This is a genomic window from Pseudomonas mercuritolerans, assembly GCF_025706525.1.
In the GTDB taxonomy this organism is placed as follows: domain Bacteria; phylum Pseudomonadota; class Gammaproteobacteria; order Pseudomonadales; family Pseudomonadaceae; genus Aquipseudomonas; species Aquipseudomonas mercuritolerans.
In genome coordinates this window covers 70587-94960 of the sequence record NZ_JAMSHA010000003.1, presented here as the reverse complement: position 1 = coordinate 94960, position 24374 = coordinate 70587, and the positions used below count along the sequence as shown (strand labels likewise).

The window sequence follows — 24374 nt, the reverse complement described above, 5'->3', positions numbered from 1 at the left end:
TTGGCCGCCTTTTTTTATGAGTGGTTATGGATATTTTTTACGGGCGTGCAACACGGTCAGAATTTTGATGTGGTCTGTCACCTGATAGACCAGTAAATAATTCGAGTTAATGACCATTTCGCGAGTGCCCGGTATTCGGCCGGAGCGGAAACCATGCGGTATCCAGGAAAGCCTTCGCGCTGCGGCGCTGAGCTTTTGGTGCAGTGCAACTGAAGCGACAGTGTTGCGTTGTTCTACGTATTCGATGATGTCAGCCAGATCTCCAAGAGCCGGTTTACTCCAGCTTACCGGCAGCGCGTCGATTCTTGCGTCTCTCTTCCAGCATCTGACCTAGCAGCACCATTGCCTCATCGTGGGGAATAGGCGGGCGCGGGTCATCAAGTGCGGCTTGTACTTTGGCGCGATACCAAAGGTCGTATTCCGCAGCCTCTTCTTCGGTTTCGAAGTCTGAAACGATAAGTGAAAGTTCAGCGCTCATCATGACCTCCATGATCAATGTGAAGCAGTCTAAGGGGATGTGGGCTCGTTGTCGTCACTGGCGGGACGAGGGACTCATCATCTCCAAACAGACTATTCAAATCTGTCAGACGCTTCGCTTGTGATGCGAGTTAAGTCGATCAGGGGAGTAGTTCGAATCTGTAAGGAATCAGTTTCTGGTTCTCGGGCCATGCGATGTCCAGGAAAGCCTCCGCGCCGCGGCGCTGAGTTTTTGGTGCAGTGCAAATGAAGCGACAGTTGTTGCTCATGAGTGCAGCGTCAGCCCATGCGGCGCCCAGAGGAGCGCCGCATGAAAAGCACGGCCTTGTTTCAGACTGATGCACCTGTTTTACCCAAACGACTCGCTTTGAGCGCAATACCCCGAGAAGCCGGTGTAGCGAGGTACGACACCATTCCCTTTAGTCGATCCTGCACGGTGCTACTGTTTCCCCCTCCCGTAGGCTGACCCCAGGTTACAACCCGGCCGTCAGCGGTGAGCGCGCTAAACCCGTGAGTATTGGTGTAAATCGCGCGGACGTCAGTCAATTGATCCGCTACCGGCTTTGTGTCTCCACCCACGGTGGCATTACCCCATGCTGCCACCGTCCCATCTTTGAACAGTACGGCAAAAGCATGAGACGTCCCTGCCACTTGGACAACATCATCCCGGGCAGCGATGGCATCGGGCACCTTGCCGTCGGCACTGGTTTCCGGCCAAGCAACGACATGACCATTTTCGCGTAGCGCCGCAAACGAGTTCCAAGTGGCAACTACGCATAAGATATCTGTCAGTGTCGAGATCAGTTGGGGAACAGTTCCCCCTTGTGCCACAGGCCCCCAAGCGACGATCTGATTGGTTTTGCGCAGGGCGACAAAACTGTACTTATTGGCACAGGCAAGCCTTTTAATATCCGTCATGGCGGCGATAGGGCCAGGTACAGTACCGCCATAGGTCGCGTTACCCCAAGCGACAAGTGTTCCATTGGCCCTATAGGCTGCGAAGGCATAGGGATTGCCGATAACGTCTTCGATATCGTCGAGTGAAGCTATTGGCGCGGGTACGGTTCCAACATTTGCCGGCAGCCCCCAAGCCTTTACGTGCCCTGTTGCAAGTCTTACGGCAAAGGCTTGCCCAGCAGGAATGATGTCAACAGCATTGATCACGGCTTTGATTTCTGCGGTGGGCACGCCGCCGTTGGCAGCGGTGCCCCAGGCATCCACCGTCCCACCGGCTCTTATACCGGCGAAGGCAGCGATATTACCGATGATCTGGACGAATCCGACCGGATTGACTGTGCCCATGTCGCTGCCCTCACCGGCAGTGGCACTCCAGGCTATCGTGGTGTTATTGGTGCGCCGGGCCGCAAAGGTGCTGCGCGTGGCACTTACCTCAACAATGTCGTTCATCGTGATGATGGTAGGTGGAATGACGCCACCATTGGGTCCGTAGCCCCAACCAGTCATGTCGTTCTTATCGCGCAACGCGACAAATGCTGCTTGACCGGTAATGGTCGTGTCGCTCCCGGTGCCGAAGATGTTCGCTTCGCTGAGTGTGACTTGATCGTCTGCTGTACGGACTTGAAGGTGCTCCTGTGGGGCGGTATCAAACCAGGTGCTCGCCTGCGTCCATTTGCTTTCTGAAGCGTATTTCCACTCTGCCTGAAGCGGTTTTGCGGTAGTTGCATCGAATGCCATCAGTAACCTGCTGGTACTGGCGGCCCGGTATACGCTGCGATTGTAGCGAGCGCCCATGACTCGTAGCTTGCCGGGAGAGATCACCTTGCGCACATCGTATACAGCCGGTGCGGACGGGCCGTCCGTTCCTCCCGCTTTGCGTTTGACGGTGTAGTTCAGCGCGATGCTGCCGCCTTCTTCGTCGCTGATCACCCTGTGAGGCAGTTTGATTGACGACAGTTCTTTATCGGCTTCTTCAGGCTTCACGGTATGGGCAGGATGGAGATAGGTGTTTTTCCCCTCCACGGTAACGCTGATTTCGTCGCCATCCTTCAGCTTTGCAGAGTCGGCAATGATGATCGTCGCACCGTTCGTTACATCGTCAGGGTTTAACTGATCGCCGTTCGCCTCGTTGATTTCGGCAACGGGCAAGTCGATCGGTACGATTTCTCTGGATACTTCATAAACTATGGCTTCCGATGGGCCGTCCGCTCCTCCGGCCTTGCGTTTTACGCTGTACCTCAGCGCGATGCTGCCGCCCACTTCGGCGCTGATCGCGCTGTGAGGTACTTTAATTGATGACAGTTCTTTATCAGCTTCCTCAGGTTTCACGGTATAGGCAGGATGGAGATAGGTGTTTTTCCCCTCCACGGTAACGCTGATTTCGTCGCCATCCTTCAGCTTTGCAGAGTCGGCAATGATGATCGTCGCACCGTTCGTTACATCGTCAGGGTTTAACTGATCGCCGTTCGCCTCGTTGATTTCGGCAACGGGCAAGTCGATCGGTACGATTTCTCTGGATACCTCATAAACGGTGGCTTCCGATGGGCCGTCTGTTCCTCCGGCGTTGCGTTTTACGCTGTACCTCAGCGCGATGCTGCCGCCTTCTTCGGCGCTGATCACGCTGTGAGGTACTTTGATTGATGACAGTTCTTTATCAGCTTCTTCAGGCTTCACGGTGTAGGTTGGATGGGGGTAGGTGTTTTTCCCGTCCACCGTAACGTTGATTTCATCGCCATCCTTCAACTGAGCAGAGGCGTCAATAATAATGGTGGCACCATCATTTACTTTGTCAGGATTCAAATAGCCTGCATTTGCCTCTTCGATTGTGGCGCCGGGCAATTTGATCGATGCGACTTCCCCCACCGTAAATTCCAACACATTCGAATAGCTGGTCGTGTTGCTGGCGGCGCGGAAGATCTCGTTGTGAACCTGCACTTTTTTCCCGCGGTTAGGCTCGATGTGCTGCGCTACAAACGCTGCGTACAGCGGGAAATCCACGTCCTTGTCCTTGGATAGTGCGTTGAGTTTTTTAAGGTCGGTAACAGGCTCATTGCCTTCAACGATCCAGAAAAACTTCACGATATCGTTGGCCTCGCTCGGAACAGCCACTGGCCGTGGGGCGGTGATTTTGCTGGCGCCGCCGGGCAGGTCCTTGGGTTCCAGCACGCCATCCTTTTCACCCAGCACGATGGGTTTGACCAGTTCCCGTTGCGCTTCGCCGACGCTGAGCTGCGAAGCGTGCAGCGACGCGCGGCGGGTGATGGTGCCGTTTTCATCGCTCAGCAGGTTGTATGACAGATCCAGTGTGCCGCCCTCCAGTGTTTTGCCGTGTTCGCCGGAGACGGTCACGATGAAGCCCTCGGGATCATTGGCCTCGTCTTCGCTGGGAAAATACCACTCCAGTTCCGGGTCGTAAGTCGTGAGGTCGGACCGGGTGCCGAACCATTTCAGTTCGATCGCATTGTCCGGGGTGATCAGTAGATCGTATGGGATGCGGATGCGGTATTCGGGTGCGTCGGGGTCGAGCGCGCCACTGATCTGGTCGATCGCGATCGGTGCGGCCAGGCGTGTCGGTTCGCCGATTACGCTGTAGGACCGGGACTTGGATCTGGAGTTGTCGACCACGACGCCACCGCGGCGGACATGATAGGAGTACACCACCGTGCGTCCGGCCAAGGCACGCAGGGTGCTGTTTTTGTGCTTGATCGAGACCCGCACCGGCGGCGTGGTTGTAATAGCTTGAATTACCAGTTCGCTGATCTCTTCACCGTCGTTGTTGGTACCGATGACGCTGAGGTAGATCTCGTCGTTCTTTTTAAAGATATCCGCGTCTTCCGCCCAGACTTCCACCAGCGGCGGTTCGTCCCCCAGCACATCCAGATCCACGACGAGACCGTCGGCCTGTTTGAGGATGGGCGCACCCAGCCGCAAGCCTTGGGTGTCGACGACGATACGCACGGCCTCGCACCAGTCTTCGGACTCGTTGTACACGCGGTCGCGGATCTTGTAGCTGACCAACATGCCGTCGGAGTCTCCGGCTGAGAGGATGGTGGCCTTGTCGGCCAGAACCACGATGGGATTATTCTCTGGATCGTCGAGCTGTTCCTGGGTGACGGGCTCGGATTCCACGGTTTTCCCGGCCCAGGCGAGGATGAGTACGTCACCGACGGCGGCGTTCTTGTAGAGCAAGCCATCGCCGGGCTTGGGTTTGGCGTAGACAAGTACACCTGCCTCGGCGGTGGCCTTGTCGACACCGTCGCGCACCACGTCCGGCGGATCGAAGGCCATGGTCAGTTCGGAGTGGCCATAGTCGGGATTGGTGTCCTGGCCGGCGGGCAGTTCGAGTTTGACGAAGAGCTTGATCGTCGGTCCCGTCTCGGGCTGCTGACCGAACCGCGTGATCTGGTAGGACAGCTCCCATGCGCGGCCGCTGAGCAAGCGCTCGGGCGGGACGAACAGGGTGACATGCTTGTTCACTTCGATGTCTTCGGTGATGGTCTTTTGCGCGACCATGGTGGTGCCCAGGTACAACTTGCAGTTATCGCTCTTGCTCATGCTGTTCCAGGCGGGAATCTGGGTCTTCAGCCCCTTGTCCGGATAGTTGAGTTGTGCGGCGGCGAGGTTGATGCCCCAGGTGCCGTCATCCAGCAGCCGGCCGCCGGGAATTTCCGGGTCGAGCAGGGACAGTACAGAGATTTCTTTGCGTGGTTGGATGAGCATGACGGGCACTCCTGTCTGATGTGGGAACGACGGAGTGATTAGGGCGCGGTTTCGTGATTTGCGCACCTGTCAGATCTGACAGGTAGAGGCATGTTTCCGATGAGTGGTAGTGCTTCCTTTCTCCCTGAAGCACGAGTTGGTTAGACAAAGGCGTATGAACGCTTTAGAGGTGCCCGCACCGGGCGGTGCGGGCGATAATGAACAAGGCTATCGTATTCCGACACCATCAGACGCGTGCCCATTCTCTTTGGCCTCTGCCCACCCTCCACCCACGATGTACTTGGTTTTCCTGCTGGGCCATGGCCAAAAAGAGCTGCCTTTGTCGGTCGACCAGTAATGGTGATTACTCATAGGCCAGCTTCCGCCATACGCCGCAGAAATTTCATTCAGTTCTCCCATGCTCGGAATTCGTGCGCCATTAACCGATGCGTTCGCATTCATGGCACTCCAGCCGCCATTGCCCAGACCAATGCACAAGATGACGTTGGTGACATGAACGGTATAACTCTTGGATTGCCCTACACCGTCTCTGGCCGTGATTACTGCCGAGCCTCTGCTTCGTGCCCTGACAAACCCTGTCCCGTCGACTGGCGCTACCGCTGGATTACTGGAACTGTAGGTGATCGATCCCGAGCCGCCCGAAGCCTGATGTCGGACCGAGTTGCCTGCATTCGCTGCGGGGAACAGGTTTGGGTAGTCTCGACAGATATATGTTTTGCCACCCAGCGTTACCGGATTCTGATTGAAGTTCAGGGGAGGGATCGGATTGTTCCGGTGGAAGGTCCGAGTATTGGAGTTCTGTCCTGTTGCCAGCGCTTTCGCATAGACCGAATGTCCGCCAAGTCCTATGCCCAGTGTGGTAGTCCAGCTGCCATTGCTCGGATGCCCGGTAAGCTTTGGGCCTGGATTGTTGTTGTCATAAATCTGCACTTCATAACGGGGTGTCACAGTACCGCTCAGCGTGACGCTGGAGTCGGTAGTTGCACCTCCATTTGGTAGTTCGCCTCCCGAGTGTCTGACAGACGTCAGCGTTACTGCCAGATGAGCCTTGACCGCAAAGTTATGCACCGCTGATTCAAGTTGTTGGCCATAAAGCGCTCTGGCCTTGAGGGCGTACCCTTTGACAGTCAAATCAGTGAGCGTGGTCGAACCATTGCCCTCGCCATCAAGTTCGATGGGAGCACCAATTGCCGTGGCGCTGTCGTAAAGCTGGATCAACTGATCTGGGTCAGCCTTCACCGCCACTGTCACCACAGAGTCGTAAGTAGTGCCATCCATCGCCACGGGCCCCTTGGAGTCATTGACCGCTGTGATGCTGGGTTTGGTAGCAACGCCGACGGTGAATGTTCTCGGCTTGCCGACCGGGACATCAGCGTCGTACAAGGCTTCGACAGTGATTTTTTGAAGGCCTTCGGTCAGGCTGTCGGCAGGGCACTCCCATGTCCAGAGTGCTGAGGCTTCGGGTGTGCCTTTCAGTACGTCATTGATCCTGATCTCTACCTTCTCGCCACGCGTCGCCGTGCCCTGAACCGTCACACGTTTATCGTATGTCAGCCCGGCTTCAGGAATGTCCTGGCCTTGCGGGTTCAACACTTTGGTGATGACAGGGGTCACGTAGTCATAACGCGTGCGGATGGTCAGCGGCAGAGAGGGAAACTCGATCGCTGCCGACATGTCTGTGCTGCCATCAAAAACAACCGCGCACTTCACCACGGCGGCAGAACTGTGCAGCAGTTTCAGCAATTCGCTTCTGAGCAAAGGCTCGTACAGCCCTTGGATGACTTGCTGGTCGGTAATCAAGTGCCCGCTCAACACATTGATGACGTAGCTGCCTGTGCTGGCGCGACCTTCGAGCCAGATCGAGGCGAGCTGGCCTTTGGCAATGAACGGCCAGGGTTTAACCACCACGCTGGCGTCGCCGGCGATCTCCATCAAATCCAGCACCGCGTCTATTGCCTGCGGGACCTCAGGCCGTGGCAGCTCTTTTTCCGGGGCCTGAAAATCCAGTACCTGCAACGGCAGCACCTGTGACGACGTCCACAAGGCGTATCGCTGAACGTCGTGACTGACGTCAACCGAGCGCCGAATATTGGCACCCACAAAAGAGGCGGGCAGGTGAAAGGTGACGATGCCGGAAGATTCGGCGGGTTGTTCCCGATCCTCTGATGTACCGGCACCGGGTGTTCCCCGCCATTTCAGCGCCAGGGTGTCGAGTGCTTCGTCCATGCTGAGATAACTGCACTCGATATCGACACCGTCGAGGGCATCCATCGGGTTCAACGAACCGTTGGGGGCTTGCAACACAGTGGGCGCAGGCAAAAAACCTACGGGGATGCCAACCATCACCTCGAAGGGCGCCGAATAGCTGAACTTTCCAGTCGCGACATGCAGCAGGGTGTAACGCACAGTGACTGGATAGCCGATGTTTCCCGAGACGTATTGGACATCCACCCGAAAACGCGCGGTCTTGTCGATCGACAAAGTAGTGATGGGGATGCTGCCTTTGGTTGAGCTGAAAGCGGAGAAACCAGTCCAGTGATACGTCAGGATATCGTCCTTCAGCCAGTTGACCGGTTTGACCAGCACATGCGCCTGGGTATAAACCAGGGTCGGGTCGATGACGCCATCTTTGGCTTCTTCTACGTCAGGGGCGGGTAAAGTGCCGGGCACTTCACGTACCTCGACCCGCAGAAAATCAGACTCGCTGAGTCCATAATCGGCTGGATCGTCGTTGTACACCCGGTAATAGAGTTTGAGGCTGCCGTTGATCAAGGCGAGGATGTGCTCGTTCATCACGTAGATGTAGATAAAACCCGTCTGCTGATCGTTGCTGCTGACGTCATATGGTTCCTCATACACATAGCCATTGCCGTCTGATTTCGTGCCGTCCCAGATCATGTTGATCGTGTCGCCGGTTTTGAGGCTCGGGTAGGTAATTCTTACGGTCGCTGTTTTGCTGTCTCCAGGCAAAATCGCACCGATAACCTCTTCAATCTTCGGGGCGGGCAGCAATGCCGGATTGCCGATCACTTTGACGAAGGTGCGCTTGGAGTAGAGCAGAGGGCTTTCGTCTTTCTTGCGCAAAACATAGGAGCCATCGAGCGTCCCGGTGGCGAAGAGACTGACGAATGCGAAGGGGATCGGGAATTCGAGAATGTAGGGAAGATTGCCGACGGTGACTTCCTCGGTCAGGGTGCGAGGCGCTGTTCCGGTGCTCCCGACACCGGCGACATTGATCACGATCGTGTCGCCCGTGGTGAACTCCTTATTGGTTTCGAGCCGGATCAGCAGGTTGGTCGCCTGATGGTCCAGTTGATCGAGATGGAGTTCGCCATCATCGGCATCTTCGAAGAAGGCCGGGTAGAGGCGAGAAGCACCGGCATCCACCGGAATCCTGGTTTCCTTCGACCATTTCTCGCACCAGTTCCAGACCTCGTCATGGATTTCGTACCTGATCGGCAACGAGCTGCTATCGCCAGCGGTCAGGATGTCGGCGGGCAATGCGGTGATGACAATCTCCTGGATACCCTCGGCCTCGGCCTGAGTCACCACGTGTGGGGCCAGAAGCGTACTCCCCCAGCGCACCCAGATGACATCGCGCGCCCGACTTCCCCGATAGTGCTTGATGGTCATGGGGACGCCGGTGTTCGCCCAATCCTTGCTGACACCATTGTCGATGACATCCTCTGGCAACCCGACCAGGTCGAGGTGTGAGTGCCAAGGAAGATGCTGCTCCTCATCCTCCCCAGCGGGTAAATCCAATTTGACTAACAGTTTCAATGCGACCGAAGGGTCGTCAGGGAGTGGTTCACCTAGCCGGGTCACCTGGTAATAGCACTCAGAGTAACCCGGGGCGATTTCAACAGTCGGGAGAAAGAAAAACAGTCGCTCATTGACTTCTTCGGCTTTGACTTTAAGTTCGTGGATGATTTTGTTGTTCCAGAAAATCTGGATTTCATCTCCCGCTCCCATACCGATGTACGGATCGATAACGGTGAATATTCCAGCCTCGGATTCTTCATATGTGCCCAGGTTGATACCGCCGTCGGCATCCTCGACAGGACGAGTCATGCCGGCGAAGTAGATGGGCCATTCTTCTAAAAGCCCGACGGACAAATTTCCGCGAGGAGGGAACAGAAAAAGTTTGAAAGAGTTCATGGGGGATCCGCCTGAGCATGAAAACGGGAATTCCTTTCTAGTCCCTTTCATTGCTCATTGACTACTGTCAGATCTGACAGGGGAAAGCATAATTCAGACGAACGGTCCAGTGCAGGTATGTCTGTTAATCGGGCGGCCGGTTGCTAGTGATGGCCAGCCGATCAATACCGTACTCACCGGCAGGGACGATGCTTTGTATGGATGTCGAGGGGCCGATTCTTGCCCACGTCCCACAGAATGATTAGCGTGATAGTGCTATAGCCCTTGGCTTCGGGGGTATCGCTCAGTCGAATTTCGAGACCGCCTCTTTCGACCACGGCTGAGCGATATGGCTAGGATCCGGCAAGTAAGGCTGGCTGGGATGTCCTTCAAGCTGTTGCTATCTCCTCCAAATCCATTAATTACCATCAGCCACCTTACGCTCGATCTCATCGACCTTACGCTGCAGCTCTTGCGCTTCCTGCTCTTTGACCCGAGTGGAAGACGGCGTGATGATTTTGTCCACGCCTTCGGTTTTGCCGTCGCGGTCCTGCAGATCGCGCTCGACCACGTTCACCGGTTTGCCGCTGGCATCGGTAGGCGGGGCGTTGGGGGTTTTGTCGTCGTTGGGGTTCATGGCACTGGCCTCCTGTTGGTGTACACATTGGAGACAGCGCGGCGGCAGACGTTCGAAATTTTTCCAGGCCACGGCCCTCTCCCGCAGGAGAGGGCACAGCAGTTTTTTTCAGTCCTTGAGAATGTCGCGATCCTTGGTTTCCGGCAGGAAGAACGTGCCAAGTATCGCCGTCGCCACTGCAATGACGATCGGGTACCAGAGCCCGTAATAGATATCGCCGGTGGCGGCGACCATGGCGAACGCCACGGTCGGCAGGAAACCGCCGAACCAGCCGTTGCCGATGTGGTAGGGCAGCGACATCGAGGTGTAGCGGATGCGCGTCGGGAACAGTTCGACCAGCCACGCGGCGATCGGGCCATAAACCATGGTCACGTAGATCACCAGGACGGTCAGCAGAAGCAGCATCATCGGATAGTTGATTTTCGCCGGGTCGGCTTTTTCCGGGTAACCGGCGTCTTTCAGCGCCGCGGCGAGATTGGCGGTGAAGGCGTCGTTGCGGGTCTTGAAGTCGGCGGCGGGGAGGGCGCTGCCTTCGAAGCTCTCGACCACGCGGTCACCGATGCGCACCTGCGCCACGGTGTTCGGTTCTGCGGCGACGTTCTCGTACGGGATTGCCCGTTTCGCCAGCAGGGTTTTCGCCAGGTCACAGGAACTGGTGAATCTGGCCTTGCCCACCGGATCGAACTGGAACGAGCATTGCTCGGGGCTGGCGATCACCTTGACCGGATTCTTCTCCTGGGCGACGAACACGTCCGGATTGCCGTACTGGGTCAGCGCATGAAAGATCGGAAAGTAGGTCAGCGCTGCGAGAAGGCAGCCGGCCATGATGATCGGCTTGCGCCCGATGCGATCGGACAGGCTGCCGAAAATCACGAAGAACGGCGTGCCGATCAGCAGCGATCCGGCGATCAGCAGGTTGGCGGTCTGCGCGTCGATCTTCAATGTTTGCAACAGGAAGAACAGCGCATAGAACTGCCCGGTGTACCAGACCACTGCTTGCCCGGCCGTGCCGCCCAGCAGCGACATGATCACCACTTTGAGATTGTCCCAGCGTGCAAAGGATTCGGTCAGCGGCGCTTTCGAGGCCTTGCCTTCATCCTTCATTTTCTGGAACACCGGCGACTCGCTCAGTTGCAGGCGGATGTACACCGACACGGCCAGCAGAATGATCGACAGCAGAAACGGAATCCGCCAGCCCCACGCCTCGAATGCTTCTGTGCCCAGCGCAGTGCGGCAGGCAAGAATCACCAGCAATGACATGAACAGACCGAGGGTGGCGGTGGTTTGAATCCACGAGGTGAAAAAGCCGCGCCGGTTGCGTGGTGCGTGCTCGGCCACGTAGGTCGCCGCGCCGCCGTACTCCCCGCCCAGCGCCAGGCCTTGCAGCAGACGCAGGGTGATGAGGATGACCGGGGCGGCGACCCCGATGGTCGCGTATCCGGGCAGCAGACCGACGATTGCCGTCGACACGCCCATGATCACAATGGTGATCAGAAACGTGTGTTTGCGCCCGATCATGTCACCCAAGCGCCCGAAGACGATGGCGCCGAACGGCCGCACCGCAAACCCGGCGGCGAAGGCCAGCAGGGCAAAGATGAACGCGGTGGTTTCGTTGACGCCGGCAAAGAAGTGCTTGGCGATGATCGCCGCCAGCGAGCCGTAGAGGTAAAAGTCGTACCACTCGAAAACCGTGCCCAGCGAGGAGGCGAAGATGACCTTGCGCTCCTCCCTGGTGATGCCGCCGCTGCGCGGTGGCGTGCCGGTGGATGCTGTGTCGATTGTGGCCATGGGTGTTCTCCGTCGTGCTTATTGTTGTAGGCCGGAGTCCCCCGTTACTGCCTGTCGCACTCTGGCCCGTTGGCATCTGCCGCCGTTGCTCTAGCGTGAAGCTTGCACAGTCTGACTGCCTCGCATGGCTGCAAGGTTTCCTGAAGCATAATCAGCTTTTGCCAGATATCCACTTGGCCTACGCTTTGACCCAACGCTGCCGGCTCCAGGCACTCAGCCAATCGACCAGAAACACCAGCAACAGCATCGCCAGAATCACCGTACTGGCCTGGGCTTCCTGGAACAGACTGAGACTGACATACAGCATCTGGCCCAGCCCGCCGGCGCCAACAAAACCCAGCACGCTGGCCATGCGGATGTTGTTTTCCCAGCGATACAGGCAGTAGGCGAGCAGTTGCGGGGCGAGGTTCGGCAGGGTGCCGTAGCAGAACGCGAGAATCGGATTGCCGCCCTGCAAACGAATCGCTTCGGCGGGTTGCGGCGGGGTGTTTTCCAGCGCTTCGGCGAACAGGCGACCGAGTACGCCGGTGGTGTGTAGGGCGAGGGCGAGGGTGCCGGCGTTCGGTCCGAGACCGGCGGCGAGCACCATCAGCGCCGCCCAGACCAGCTCCGGAATCGCCCGCAAGCCGTTGAGCAGCAGACGCGCCGCACTTTGCAGCGGCCAGCCGAAACGCCCTGCGGCAGGCAGCGCCAGAACAATGCCGAACAGTGCCGCGAGCAGGGTGCCGAGGGCCGACATGGCCAGGGTTTCCAGTGAACCGTGGGCGATGGCTTTCAGATACCCGGCGCTCAAGTCGGGACTGAGGAAACGCTGCACATAACTGCCCATCTGCTTGAGGCTGTTGGCGCTGCCGAGTTCGGCAAGATCCAGTTCCAGATAGGCAAAAGAGGCGACCACCGCACATGCGATGACGACGATCAGCAGCAGGTTGATCAGGCGCCTCATGTCAGCCTCCAGCGCAGCAAGCGGCTGAGCTGATCGGCGCACAGCACCAGCAGCAGGAACGTCAGCAACATGCTGGCGACTTCACCGCCGGCGAACATGCGGATCGACAGGTCGATCTGTTGCCCCAGTCCACCGGCACCGACAAAGCCCATCACCACCGAGGCACGGATCGCGCACTCCCAGCGGTAGACGGTGTAGGAGAGCAATTCGGCGGCGACATTCGGCAGCGTGCCGTAGGCAAACGCCGCCAGTCGACCGCTGCCGGCCTGCAACAATGCGTGCGCCGGGCGTTGGTCGGTGGATTCGAAAATTTCTGCGGAGACCTTGCCGAGCATGCCGCTGTAGGTGATGGCGATGGCCAGCACGCCCGCCGCCGGGCCGAGGCCGACCGCGCGCACAAACAACAGCGCCCAGACGATCTCCGGCACGCTGCGCAAAAAGATCAGCAAGCCACGCACCGGCCAGCGCAGCAAACGCCCGGGCAGGCTCGGCACGCCGCCCCGTGACGCCGCAGAGAGCGACAGCGCGCGACTGGCGATCAGGCTTGCCGGTACCGCCAGCAGCAGGGCCAGGGCCATGCCCGCTGTGGCAATCGCCAGGGTTTGCAGGGTGGCTTTGAGCAGCAGTTGCAGGAACGCTTGATCATGCGCCGGTGGCCAGAACGCCGAAACGAAACGGCCCATTTCGTTCTGGCTGTCGGCCTGAAACAGCACGCCCAGGTCGAGTTCGCTGAGCTGAATGCCCGGCCACAGCAGGGCCAGCGCCAGCAGCGTCAGCAACAATCGCGGCCACGCCGCCGGGTCCCGTGAATCGGCCTTCAGCATCGCGGAATCTGCACAATCAAAGGTGCGACCGCTGGCGCTGGCGATTGCAGTTGTTCATTGGCGTACAGCGCATCGAGCTTGTCGCGGCTGACTTGATCGGATGGGCAATCAAAAAGAATCTGCCCGTCGCGCAAGCCAATGATCCGTGGGAAGTGCGCCAAGGCCAGGTCCACCGCATGCAGGCTCGCCACCAGCGTGACGTTGCGCTCGCGAGCGTGGCGCGACAGGATCGACAGCGTGTGGCCAGCGAGGACCGGGTCCATCGCTGAAACCGGCTCGTCGGCGAGCAATATTTCCGGCGCCTGATACAGCACCCGCGCAATGCCGACGCGCTGCAATTGCCCGCCGGACAATTGCTGGCAATGGGCGAACAGCTTGTCGCCCAGATCCAGTCGCGCCAACGCCGCGCGGGCGCCCGCCACATCCAGCGGATGCAGCAGGTTCAGCAGACTTTTGCCCAGACTCCACTGACCGAGCTTGCCGGCCAGCACCGCCGTAATCACCCGCTGACGCGGCGGAATCGGCGGCGCCTGATGCACCAGACCGATGCGCGCACGCAGGCGTTGACGCTGGTGAGCCGACAAGTGCCAGGCGCGTTCGCCGAGCACTTCGATGTCGCCACTGCTGGGCTTGAGCGCAGTCGCCAGCAGATTGAGCAGGCTCGACTTGCCCGCGCCGGACGGGCCGATGATCGCCACCTGTTCGCCAGCGCCAATCTGCACGTCGATGTTACGAAGGGCATCGACGCCATTGGCATGGCGCAGGCTGCCCTGGGTGAGGCGTAGGGTCATTTCAGCAATTCGGCAGCGCGGGCGGCTTCCTCGATGCCCTTGTAGTTCTCGGGCTTGGTCTCGATGAAGCGACTGGCGGCCTGCAGATCGAGGATCTTCTTCTGCTCAGGATTGGCCGGGTCGAGGTCGAGGAAGGCTTGCTTGATCTTCGCGGCCAGCTTCGGATCAAGGGTGCCGCGCACGGTCCAGTTGTAATCGAAGTAGGTAGGGGTGGTGGCGAAGACTTTGACTTTGCTGGTGTCGACCTTGCCGGCGTCGACCAGTTTCTGCCAGACGCTGGCGTTCAATACGCCGGCATCGACCTTGCCGGCCTGCACCCAGGCAACGGTGGCGTCATGGGCGCCGGAGTAGGCGACGCGGCTGAAGAAACCCTCTGGCTTGATGCCGTCGTTTTTCAGCATGAAGTAACGCGGCATCAGGCTGCCCGAGGTGGACGACACCGAACCGAAGGCGAAGGTTTTGCCCTTGAGGTCGGCGAGGCTTTTCACGTTCGGGTCGGCGGTGATGAATTTGCTGGTGAACTGCGCATCCTGCTCGCGCTGCACCAGTGGGATCACTGGCGTGGTGGCGTCGGTCTTCAATCGAGCTTGCACAAAAGTGAAACCGCCGAGCCAGGCCATGTCGAGGCGATCGGTGGCCAGGGCTTCAACCACGGCCGGGTAGTCGGCGACGGGGACAAACTGCACCTTCATGCCCAACTGCTGCTCAAGGTAGGCGCCCAGCGGTTCGAACTTACGCAGCAGCTCGGTCGGGGCTTCGTCGGGAATCGCGCTGACGCGCAGGACATCTGCGGCTTGCGCCATCAGGGCAGAAAAGGACAGGGCCAGGCCGGCGGTGAGGGCGAGGGTACGCTTGAACATAGAATTCTCCGTTTCGTAAGCGTCAACATTCGAAGGGCCACCGGTAGTCAACGGCGCGCCACGTCAGGGTAGACGAAACGGCGAGGTTATACGCATTCGCGAGGAGATTGGCCAGCCTCCGTGCTGGCGCGTTGTGTCAGTTTATGTGCGGTTCCGCTCAAGCCGCTTCGGGCAGTCTGGCAATCACCTTGATCTCGAAATCAAAACCCGCCAGCCAGGTCACGCCAACAGCCGTTACCGTCGGAAACGGCGCTTCGCCCCAGAACTCCGGCACCACACTCCAGATCGTTTCGAAGGTCGAGTGCGGATCGACCATGAACACCGTGACATCCACCGCATCATCAAAAGTGCAACCGGCCGCGGCGAGGATGGCATTGAGGTTATTGAAGGCGGTGCGCACCTGATCGCGCAGATCGGCCTCGGGCGAGCCATCCTCACGGCTGCCGACTTGTCCGGAGACAAACAGAAAGCCGTTGGAGCGAATCGCCGGCGAATAACGGTGACGCTCATACAGGGCGTGGCGGGCGGGTGGGAAAACTACATCGCGCTTGGACATGGGGTTGACTCCATCAGTGAGTTGATGGGAACGACTTTAGGTATTTGCAGTGCGCGGATAAACGCGCAAGCTTGGCGTTCACTGTTTGCAGATTCCAAACAATCGAGGGGCGCGGATGGACCGGTTCGATGCGATGCAGGCCTTTGCCCGGGTGGTCGAGGCGGGCAGTTTCACCAAGGCTGCCGAAACCTTGCACATGAGCAAGACCACGGTGACGCAACTGGTCCAGCAACTGGAGGCGCGGCTGCGGGTCAAGCTGCTCAACCGCACCACGCGCAAGGTCAACGTCACCGCCGATGGCGCGGCGTATTACGAGCGGGTGATCAAGCTGCTGGCCGACATGGACGACGCCGAAACCAGCCTGCCCGGCGCCGCTGCACGGCCACGTGGACGCTTGCGCATCGACGTGCCCAGCCCGTTCGCGCGGCTGATTCTGGTGCCGGCCTTGCCGGATTTTCATGCGCGCTACCCGGACATCCAGATCGACATGGGCGTCAGCGACCGCATCGTCGACATCATCGATGAGAACGTCGATTGCGTGGTGCGCGGCGGCGAGCTGCTCGATCAATCGTTGATGGCGCGCAAGATCGCCGATCTGCCCTTGGGTGTTTTCGCCGCGCCGGCATATCTGGCCCGCGAAGGGACGCCGGCACATCCGCTGGAACTGCAAGACTCCCATCACCGCGTCGTCGCTTTCCTCTGGGCGCGCACCGGCAAACCTTTGCCCTACGCCTTGCACAACGGTGCTGAGCAGTTGCACATCAAGGGCCGGCATGTGCTTGCGGTGGATGACGGCAACGCCTATCTGGCGGCGGGGCTGGCCGGCATGGGCGTGTTGTGGTTGCCAACGTATATGTCTGACGCCCATGTGGCGCGTGGCGAGTTGGTGCAATTGTTTGCAGGCTGGCAACTTGAATCGATGCCGCTTTATCTGGCCTATCCGCCCAATCGACACGTGAGCCTCAAGCTGCGGGTATTTATCGATTGGATCGTGCAGTTGATGGCATAGCTTCACATGGTGCAGTTATTGCTTGCTGGTGCCGCACAGCCGTCAAAATTCCAACACAAGCGACGGCCGGAACCCATGCAGTGATGAGATGCGTGGTGTTCCCATCAAGGAGCTTCGCCTGCAATGAACATGTATATCGATATTGTTGGTGCCTGCAATCTGAGCTGTCCTTCGTGTCCGATGGGCAACTCGGAAAACCTCAATTACAAGAAATCGATGCAACTGGAGATGTTCCGCCAGATCGTCGAGAAGGCCAAGGCAGAGGGCGTGCGTTCGATCTTCCTATATAACTGGACCGAGCCATTGGTCCATCCGAAGATCGGCGAGTTCATCGAGATCATCAATGCCGCCGGCATGGCCAGCGGCATCAGCACCAATTTGAATCTTTCGAAAAATATGGAAAAGGCGCTGTTGGCCGAGCCGGCCTATTTCCGTATCTCGCTGTCAGGGTTTCATCAGGAAACCTACAAGAAGGGCCATGCCGGCGGCGATATCGAAGTTGTGAAGCAGAACATGCTCGCCCTGCACGAGATCAAGCAACGGCTGGGGCTCAAGACTCGTGTCGATGTCTATTACCACCGTTATCTGGACAACATTGACGAAGAAGCCTTGATGCGCGAGTTCAGTGAGCGTCTCGGCTTTGTCTTCACCACGGGCTATTCGGTGATGATGCCGCTGGAGAAAGCCCTGGCGATTGTCGAGCGCGATCCGTCTGTCACGGCAACCGACCATGAGACCCTGACACGCCTTGCACTGCCGCCTTACGATGACCTGATCAACATCGTTCAGCATTATCCCAAGCAAGCCTGCATGCTCAAGGATGACTGGCTGGTGATCGACTGCAATGGCAATACCGTCCTGTGTTGCACCATCTTCAACCAGACCGAATACCAGGTCGGCAAGTACCTCGACATGCCGCTCGATGAACTGACGCGGCGCAAATCCACACAGCAGAACTGTGTCGATATGTGCAACCGCTGCGCCTCGAAAGGCCTGCACATCTATTCGATGTTTCCGAATCAGGGCGTTCTGGAGCGGCATGCGGTCAATCGCATCGTCGACTTCGAACGCCTCAACAGTCAGGGGCTGGCCATCGACAGCCTGCAACTGGGCCGCGCGGGTGAGGTCAGTGCCGAGGACTTCGATGAAGCCCAATACCTTCGCTTGAATGACGACGTCAGGGTGGCGGTTTCCAACGGTTCGTTCAGCAGCGGCTATCAACATTACGTGCTGTGTGGCCGTCTGGAAGGACGACTCGGTGCCGGGGTTTTCTCGGTGCTCTGAAGCGACAGCGGAGTAGCAGTCGATCACGCGCTGCGCAGGCGTGATTGACTCTTTGCTGGATCAAGCCAACTATCGGCGCATAACAACGACCGATGGACCCGACCTTGATTGAACGACGTCAATTCAGCGGTGGCATGAAGGGCAAAAACCTTCGCTATCTGAATGAACAGAACCCCGATAACACCGGCGTGACCCGCACCGGTTTTCTCTTGCTTGAACACTTTTCGCTGCCGGCCTTCACCCAGGCGCTGGACACGGTAGTCACCACCAACCTGCTACGCCCGGGACTTTTCTCGTCGCGCACCTTCGGCCTTGGAGATGGCGAGGTGATCAGCGATCTGGGCCTGGTCATCCGCCCCGACGCGCGCCTGGATTCTGCTGCGCTTAACGAGCTGGACCTGCTGGTAGTGTGCGGTGGTTATCGCACCGAGCTGCGCGCCAGTGACGAATTCATCGGCTTGCTCAAGACCGCGGCGGAGCGGGGCGTGAGCCTGGCGGGATTGTGGAACGGTTCGTGGTTCCTCGGCCGCGCCGGTTTGCTCGACGGCTATCGCTGCTCGATCCACCCGGAACATCGCCCGGCACTCACCGAAATCGCCAAGAGCACCCATGTCAGCAGCGAACCCTATGTGATCGACCGCGACCGCCTCACTGCGTCCAGCCCGTCCGGGGCCTTTCACATGGCGCTGGACTGGATCAAAGGCCTGCACGGCAAGGCCTTGGTCGAGGGTATCGAAGACATCCTCGCCTTTGAAGAGTCGCGCTACCGGCGCATCAAACCCGATGAAAACATCTGCGTCAGCGCGCCGCTGCGTGAAGTGATCAAACTGATGGACGCCAACCTCGAAGAACCGCTGGAACTGGAGCAACTGGCCGTCTACGCCGGCCGCTCACGGCGCCAGCTCGAGCGCTTGTTCAAGGAACAGCTGGGCACCACGCCGCAGCGCTATTACCTGGAACTGCGTATCACCGAAGCACGACGCCTGCTGCAACACACCGAACTGTCGCAGGTGGAAGTGCTGGTGGCGTGTGGTTTTGTTTCACCGAGCCATTTCAGCAAGTGTTATAGCTCTTACTTTGGTTATCGGCCTTCGAAGGAGAAGCGGCTGGTTAAATAGGACCAGCCGGTACAACCCGCAAAAACCCTCACCCCAGCCCTCTCCCAGAGGGAGAGGGAGCCGACCGAGGTGTCTTGCGCTGTACATCGACCTGAAAGATGGATGTCGATTTCGGATTCAATACAGCCCTTTCAGGTCGGCGTAAATCTCAAATATTCCCCAATCAGTTCCCTCTCCCTCCGGGAGAGGGCTAGGGTGAGGGGCTTTTGGGGCTGAACGACCATCCGTCGGATTACCCCACCTACCTGTAATTTCTGACAGTAGACAGCGCAACACCCCCGAGGGGTAATAGCGTCCAGGCGATGCACGCTCAGCGAATCGCAAACAAGGACGCCCCCATGTCGGACTTCGACTTAGATTCAACCCTGTTCCCCATCAAGCTCGAGGCGGGCATCTCCCCGGTAATTGTCGAGCCGGATGTGCCAGGCGGAGTCCCGTTGGAAGGCCTGGCGCACAGCGCATTCAAGGATAACGCTCCCCAAGTCAGCGCAACCTCGGCACGTATCGACCCTCCGAGGGGGGAGTACCAATCGATATCGGTATACACAATGGCACTGGATGAGGAAGTCCCGCTGCTGGTTGATGTCATCGTTCCTGACGTGCCTGACCAGCCTGTGATTTTCGACGTTGCCGAGTCGCTGTTCGTTGAAGGCATCAATGTTTTCTACTACGTGGTCAAGCGCAGTAGCGGCAACAGCAGCCCGTCGACCCACGCCTGGGCGCTTTACCACTATCAGCCGCCCGGCGGCAAAAATGTTCCAGGTACTGGCGACCATCCTTTACTGGCACTCAGCCTTCCGGCTGAACTGGGCAACCCGCCGCAGATTGGCCGGGAGGAGGCCGCTGCCGGGGTAAAGCTGACACTGGCTTACCCGCACGATCATGCCTACGACAAAATCCTGCTGAAGCTTAACGGTGGACGTTTTACCCATGTGCTCACGCCGCAAGAGCAGGGCAAGCCGATCATCATTACCCTGACTCGAGCCATGCTTGAACAAGCGGGTAACAGCCCTCTGTTCGAAATCCGTTATACCGTGATCTCGCAGCTGAACAATCCTACCGAGAACAGCCGTGAGTCCGCTGCGATTGTCGCTAACGTCGACGTCGACAGAGTCGCGTTTCACGCGCCGATTTTCCGGGAAAATCCCAATGACGAAACCGATGATGCGCAGATCATTGATCGCGACAAACTTCAGGGCAGGCCTCTGTCGGTCATCGTGAATCCGACATCGCCCACTTTTGCGGTGAATGACAGCATCGATGGCCTGATCACCGTCACTCCCCCCGGTCAGTCGTATTCGTTCCACGGCGTGATCGAGGAGGATGGCAGCGGGCAACTGCAGCGTTGTGTCATGCAGGTGCCTAACAACCTGTTCATTACCGGCAGCAGTGTTCGCGCATCCTATGAAGTGAAACGCGGTGACCTGCCGATCGGACAGTCCGCAATTGCCACCGCGACAGTTATCGGTTCCGGCCAGTTACCGGGCGACGGGTTTATCCGGGAGCCGGCGTTTCCCGTGGTCAACGTTAACGGCGCGATTGGCCTCAACGAGTTGATTGAGGGGCCGAGCGGTTTGCATAACCCGGTTCGGGTTGCTCTGGATTACGCCCATGCCGCCGTGGGCGATGCTATCGAGTTGTTTTTCGTCGGCTACGACACGCTGGATGTCGGCGGTAATCCAGTCCCCAGAGCGTCTTACAACCCGCAGCCACCCTCTGTGATGACAGAGGCCGATATCACGCGCGGTCACTTCGAATTCGCGGTGCCGGCGCGGCACCACTTTGCCGTGTGCAGCCGCGGTAGCGTTGAGGCGTGGGTAATTGTCAGCAACGGAAGCGGGCCGACGACCTCACGCAAAAAACGAGTGAACTGCGACGTGAAGAAGCCGGGTGACAGCTGGTGCCCGGAATCTTATTAGCGATGCCCGAACAGTGAGGCATGTCGCCGCGCTGGACACACAAGGAATGTAACCGTGCCTTTCAAAAATTTAAATTTCCCAGCGCTTGGCAAAAATGCACCACTGGCCCTCAACCCCCCTCGCATCCCCACGGCCGGGGCCAACGGTGGCCTGCGCTGGCAGGACCTCAACGACCCCAACAGCCCGGTGCAAGTAGAGATCGTTCTGCAGCCCGGCGGGGTCAACCTCAATGACCTCGTCAACCTGGAGTGGCAGAACCTGCCGGCGGATAGTGTTAAGGTCGATGCCGTTCACCTGAGCACCGGTGTCATCACCCTGGATGTCGCCCCGGCGGACATCCTCATACACCTGGACGGGGTGCACACCTATCAATATTTCGTTACCGCGGCCATCGGCGGGCAGACCGAACCCTCTCCACCAGCCACGGTCACGGTCAAACGGCAAATTCCTGGTGGCTATGACCCGGACGCTGGCACCGAATACATCAACGAAAACCTCAGCGCGCCCACCGGCATTCCTCCACTGATTGACGACGCCATCGCCGATCTCGGCATCACCGTGACCATCAGGGCCTGGCTCAACATGGCCGAGTGTGATCGACCCGAGCTCGACTGGGGCGGCCTGCGCTTGACCCGTCCGCCACTGACCCCCGCCGAAGTCGGCAAACCGGTGACTTTCCGCGTGGAAAAAGCCACGCTGATCGCCACCCCCGGCCAAGTCATCGTGCGTTATAGCATCCGCGACGTCGTCAACAACTGGTCACGCTGGTCGCTGGACGCCAGAACCGACGTCGAGGCCGGCGATAATCTGCTGATCGCCCCGCGGGTGCTGGATGCCGTTAACGGCGTCATCGACCTGGTCAAGCTGGGCAATCAAGATGCCCGGGTGCAAACGCCGCCATACGAGGGCATGGGCGTGGGCGACTGGGTGTACCTGATCTGGCTCGGATACACCGCCGAAGGGTCGGAAGTGAAGGTGGAGCTCGACTGGGAAGTCAAAATCGGCGACATCGGCTGGCCCCTGGATTTCCTGATTCCCAACGGCAAGGTCCGGGACATTGCCCAGGGCAAGGCCGTGGCGCGCTACAAGGTCGTCCCGCTCACTGGCACGCCGCGTGATTCACGGCGTACCACGGTGGATGTCATCGGCCTGGTCGAGCTATTGCCGGCCCCGCGCGTCGCCGGGGTGGTGGGCGATGTGCTGGATCCGGCCATTGTGCCGGCCGAAGGTGCGCTGGTGCGCATCGAAAAACATGACCTGATCGAGGCCGGTGATTCGATCCTGCTGCTGGGGGAAGGCAAGACCGCCAGCGGCACCCCGTTGCCGTACAGCGTCACCATTCCGGTGACCGGCAGCGGAGCGGCCAACGGTATCGAACACCACGTGCCGCTGGTCTACATCATGGCGCTGCTCGGCGGCACGGTCATCTTTCGCTACATCCTGACCAAAAGCGGCGGCGAGACCCTACCGTCCACTCCCTTGCCGCTGCAGGTCAAAAGCCTCGGCGCCCAACTGCCCAAGCCGACGGTGGATTACGCTCAGGGCGACGCCCTGGATCCGGACGACGTGCCGGCCAGCGGCACCTATGTGCGGGTCAACTACCCCATGCAAACAGCCGACCGCATCGACATGCACTGGGACGGTCTGCTGGATTACACCGACTGGTTCACGATCCCGCCCAACTGGGGCGGCAAGGAAGTGCCGTTTCCCGTTGCGAAAAACTACGTCGACCTGAACAAGGACCAGACGGTGGACGTGTTATACATCGTGACCCGCGGTGGGCAACCTTTGCCAGACTCGGCCAAGCAACCGCTGCTGATCGGCAGTGCCGTGGAGTATGAGCCGCCGAGCATCAAGGAAGCCATCGGCAACAGCCTTGATCCGCTCGCGGCCAAGGATGCACTGACCGCAGTCATTCCCTCCTACGACAACATGATGGGCACCTATCTGGAAGTGAGCTTGATTGGCACGGCCGGCGGCGGCAGCCACACCACCACGCCAGTCCTCGTGACCGCGCAAGGAGACCAGCAAGTCGCGCTGCCCAACACGGTGGTGGCCCTGAATCTGAACAAGCCAGTCAATGTGACCTATAAGGTGATCCGCAACGGTTCACCCAAGGATTCCAAGCCCATGGTTTTGGCAGTGCAACCGATTGCGGATGAGGATCCGGCAATGGGGCGGCCCCTGATTGTTGAGGCCGCGAATGGCGGAGAGGGGCCGGAATTTGATGTCAGTCAGTTGACCAAAGACGCCACTATCCGGGTGAATAGCTGGCCGTTGATTGCGCTGAGGCAGTACGTCTTTCTGCGGTTGAGCGGTACCAACAGCAATGGCAGCGCTTACAACGAAACGTTCTGGCAGCCGCCGAGCGGACAGACCAATCAGACCTGGATCAACCAGGGCTATTACACCCAAGCGATCCCGCTCGCCACCCTGAAGAATCTGAAGGATGGCAGTGACTTGGATTTGGAGTTCAAGGTTGGGCTGGGCGGTAGCCAGGTGGAAGCGGAGGCGGTGACTTTGCAAGGAAGGAGGTACATCGTTAAGGCCTTGGTGGAGCTGACACCGGAAATCACCTCCGCGAAGGGCTCATCGAGTGGTGCGGATATCCCGGAGGGGGGAACGACGATAGAAACTTCCGTAGTCTTGGGTGGTACGGCATCCAAAAATCAACAAATCCAGCTCTATGATGGTTTGATTCCGGTGGGAGCAGCTGTTGATGTGGGTCCCGACGGTGACTGGAATCGACAATTAGATGGCCTGTCCACCACACGGCACAGTTTTACTGCCAAAGCCCTGTATGGCTCGGGCATGGTGTCTGCAGCCCGTACCTTTACTACCATTGTTGTGGGCGGTTATGAGAACTGGGAGACCGTCGGGTATAGAGAGTTTAGTTTCACGCCTATAAAGTTCGAAAGCGGATTAGAGGTACAAATGTTACATCAAGGCTCTACTAATCTCGTATGCCAGATCACTAGTGGGCAAGCGGGCTTGGGGTCTTACACCGCCTATTTATCCAACCACAGTAAAACAAGATATAGATGGGTGGGCGGCGTGAATAATGTTTCATTCAGAGTCGGCAACCTCCATAAAGTCGGCCACACGGTCAGCTTTTTTGATTCTAGCGGTGCGAGGCTACAAAGTTTGACTCTGCCCCTGAGCGGTAGTTCTTCCGCTCCCTTGAACTACCGGGCGCCCTCTGGAAGAAAAATCTCTTACTTTGAAATAGATTGTTTAGATGAGCCTGGAGGTGGCGATATTGCTTTTGAATTAGACGAGATAAGGTGGTTCGACTGATCAAGAGTTATAAGTCAAGCAAGCGTTGGTAATTTGCACGCCAGTACTGTTATA

At 58.5% G+C, this 24374-nt stretch carries 16 protein-coding genes; 5 read left to right on the top strand and 11 right to left on the bottom strand.

Annotated elements, in window-relative coordinates; translation table 11 throughout:
- Positions 1-24: 24 nt before the first annotated feature.
- The 11 genes from ND528_RS08970 to ND528_RS08920 form a co-directional block, all read right to left on the bottom strand.
- Positions 25-246 carry a type II toxin-antitoxin system RelE/ParE family toxin gene (locus ND528_RS08970; protein ID WP_236708189.1) on the bottom strand — a complete coding sequence of 74 codons (222 nt, stop codon included), beginning with the start codon at positions 244-246 and terminating at the stop codon, positions 25-27.
- A 28-nt stretch (positions 247-274) separates the two neighbouring features.
- Positions 275-478: a type II toxin-antitoxin system RelB family antitoxin gene (relB, locus tag ND528_RS08965; RefSeq protein WP_130911901.1), complete on the bottom strand. Its 204-nt coding sequence runs from the start codon at positions 476-478 to the stop codon at positions 275-277.
- A gap of 329 nt (positions 479-807) precedes the next feature.
- Entirely contained in the window at positions 808-5154 is a 4347-nt protein-coding gene (locus ND528_RS08960; RefSeq protein ID WP_263470141.1) for an RCC1 domain-containing protein, read from the bottom strand.
- A 207-nt stretch (positions 5155-5361) separates the two neighbouring features.
- The gene (locus ND528_RS08955; protein WP_263470140.1) at positions 5362-9312 is read right to left on the bottom strand and encodes an Ig-like domain-containing protein; all 3951 of its coding nucleotides are present in this window, start codon (positions 9310-9312) and stop codon (positions 5362-5364) included.
- Positions 9313-9709: 397 nt separating this feature from the next.
- Entirely contained in the window at positions 9710-9928 is a 219-nt protein-coding gene (locus ND528_RS08950) for a hypothetical protein (RefSeq protein WP_263470139.1), read from the bottom strand.
- Between the two features lie 108 nt (positions 9929-10036).
- The gene (locus ND528_RS08945) at positions 10037-11716 is read right to left on the bottom strand and encodes an MFS transporter (protein WP_263470138.1); all 1680 of its coding nucleotides are present in this window, start codon (positions 11714-11716) and stop codon (positions 10037-10039) included.
- Between the two features lie 178 nt (positions 11717-11894).
- Positions 11895-12662 (bottom strand): phosphonate ABC transporter, permease protein PhnE, encoded by a 768-nt coding sequence (gene phnE, locus ND528_RS08940; RefSeq protein ID WP_130911898.1) that lies wholly within the window; start codon positions 12660-12662, stop codon positions 11895-11897.
- Positions 12659-13486: a PhnE/PtxC family ABC transporter permease gene (locus ND528_RS08935; protein ID WP_263470137.1), complete on the bottom strand. Its 828-nt coding sequence runs from the start codon at positions 13484-13486 to the stop codon at positions 12659-12661. The genes phnE and ND528_RS08935 overlap by 4 nt, the downstream gene beginning before the upstream one ends.
- On the bottom strand, positions 13480-14277 hold the full coding sequence (locus tag ND528_RS08930; RefSeq protein WP_258602904.1) for a phosphonate ABC transporter ATP-binding protein: 798 nt from the start codon (positions 14275-14277) through the stop codon (positions 13480-13482). The genes ND528_RS08935 and ND528_RS08930 overlap by 7 nt, the downstream gene beginning before the upstream one ends.
- Positions 14274-15137, bottom strand: a complete 864-nt coding sequence (locus tag ND528_RS08925) for a putative selenate ABC transporter substrate-binding protein (protein WP_263470136.1) — start codon at positions 15135-15137, stop codon at positions 14274-14276. The genes ND528_RS08930 and ND528_RS08925 overlap by 4 nt, the downstream gene beginning before the upstream one ends.
- A 157-nt stretch (positions 15138-15294) precedes the next feature.
- Positions 15295-15693 carry a RidA family protein gene (locus tag ND528_RS08920; protein WP_263470135.1) on the bottom strand — a complete coding sequence of 133 codons (399 nt, stop codon included), beginning with the start codon at positions 15691-15693 and terminating at the stop codon, positions 15295-15297.
- Between the two features lie 115 nt (positions 15694-15808).
- On the opposite strand from ND528_RS08920, the gene ND528_RS08915 reads away from it, so the two are divergent.
- From ND528_RS08915 to ND528_RS08895, 5 genes are all read left to right on the top strand, one after another.
- Entirely contained in the window at positions 15809-16702 is an 894-nt protein-coding gene (locus tag ND528_RS08915; protein ID WP_263470134.1) for a LysR family transcriptional regulator, read from the top strand.
- 123 nt (positions 16703-16825) lie between these two features.
- Entirely contained in the window at positions 16826-17986 is a 1161-nt protein-coding gene (locus tag ND528_RS08910) for a radical SAM/SPASM domain-containing protein (RefSeq protein ID WP_263470133.1), read from the top strand.
- 92 nt (positions 17987-18078) lie between these two features.
- Positions 18079-19104: a GlxA family transcriptional regulator gene (locus tag ND528_RS08905; RefSeq protein WP_137213744.1), complete on the top strand. Its 1026-nt coding sequence runs from the start codon at positions 18079-18081 to the stop codon at positions 19102-19104.
- A 338-nt stretch (positions 19105-19442) separates the two neighbouring features.
- Positions 19443-21023 (top strand): hypothetical protein, encoded by a 1581-nt coding sequence (locus tag ND528_RS08900; protein ID WP_263470132.1) that lies wholly within the window; start codon positions 19443-19445, stop codon positions 21021-21023.
- A gap of 54 nt (positions 21024-21077) precedes the next feature.
- Positions 21078-24320: a hypothetical protein gene (locus ND528_RS08895; RefSeq protein ID WP_263470131.1), complete on the top strand. Its 3243-nt coding sequence runs from the start codon at positions 21078-21080 to the stop codon at positions 24318-24320.
- Positions 24321-24374 lie beyond the last annotated feature (54 nt).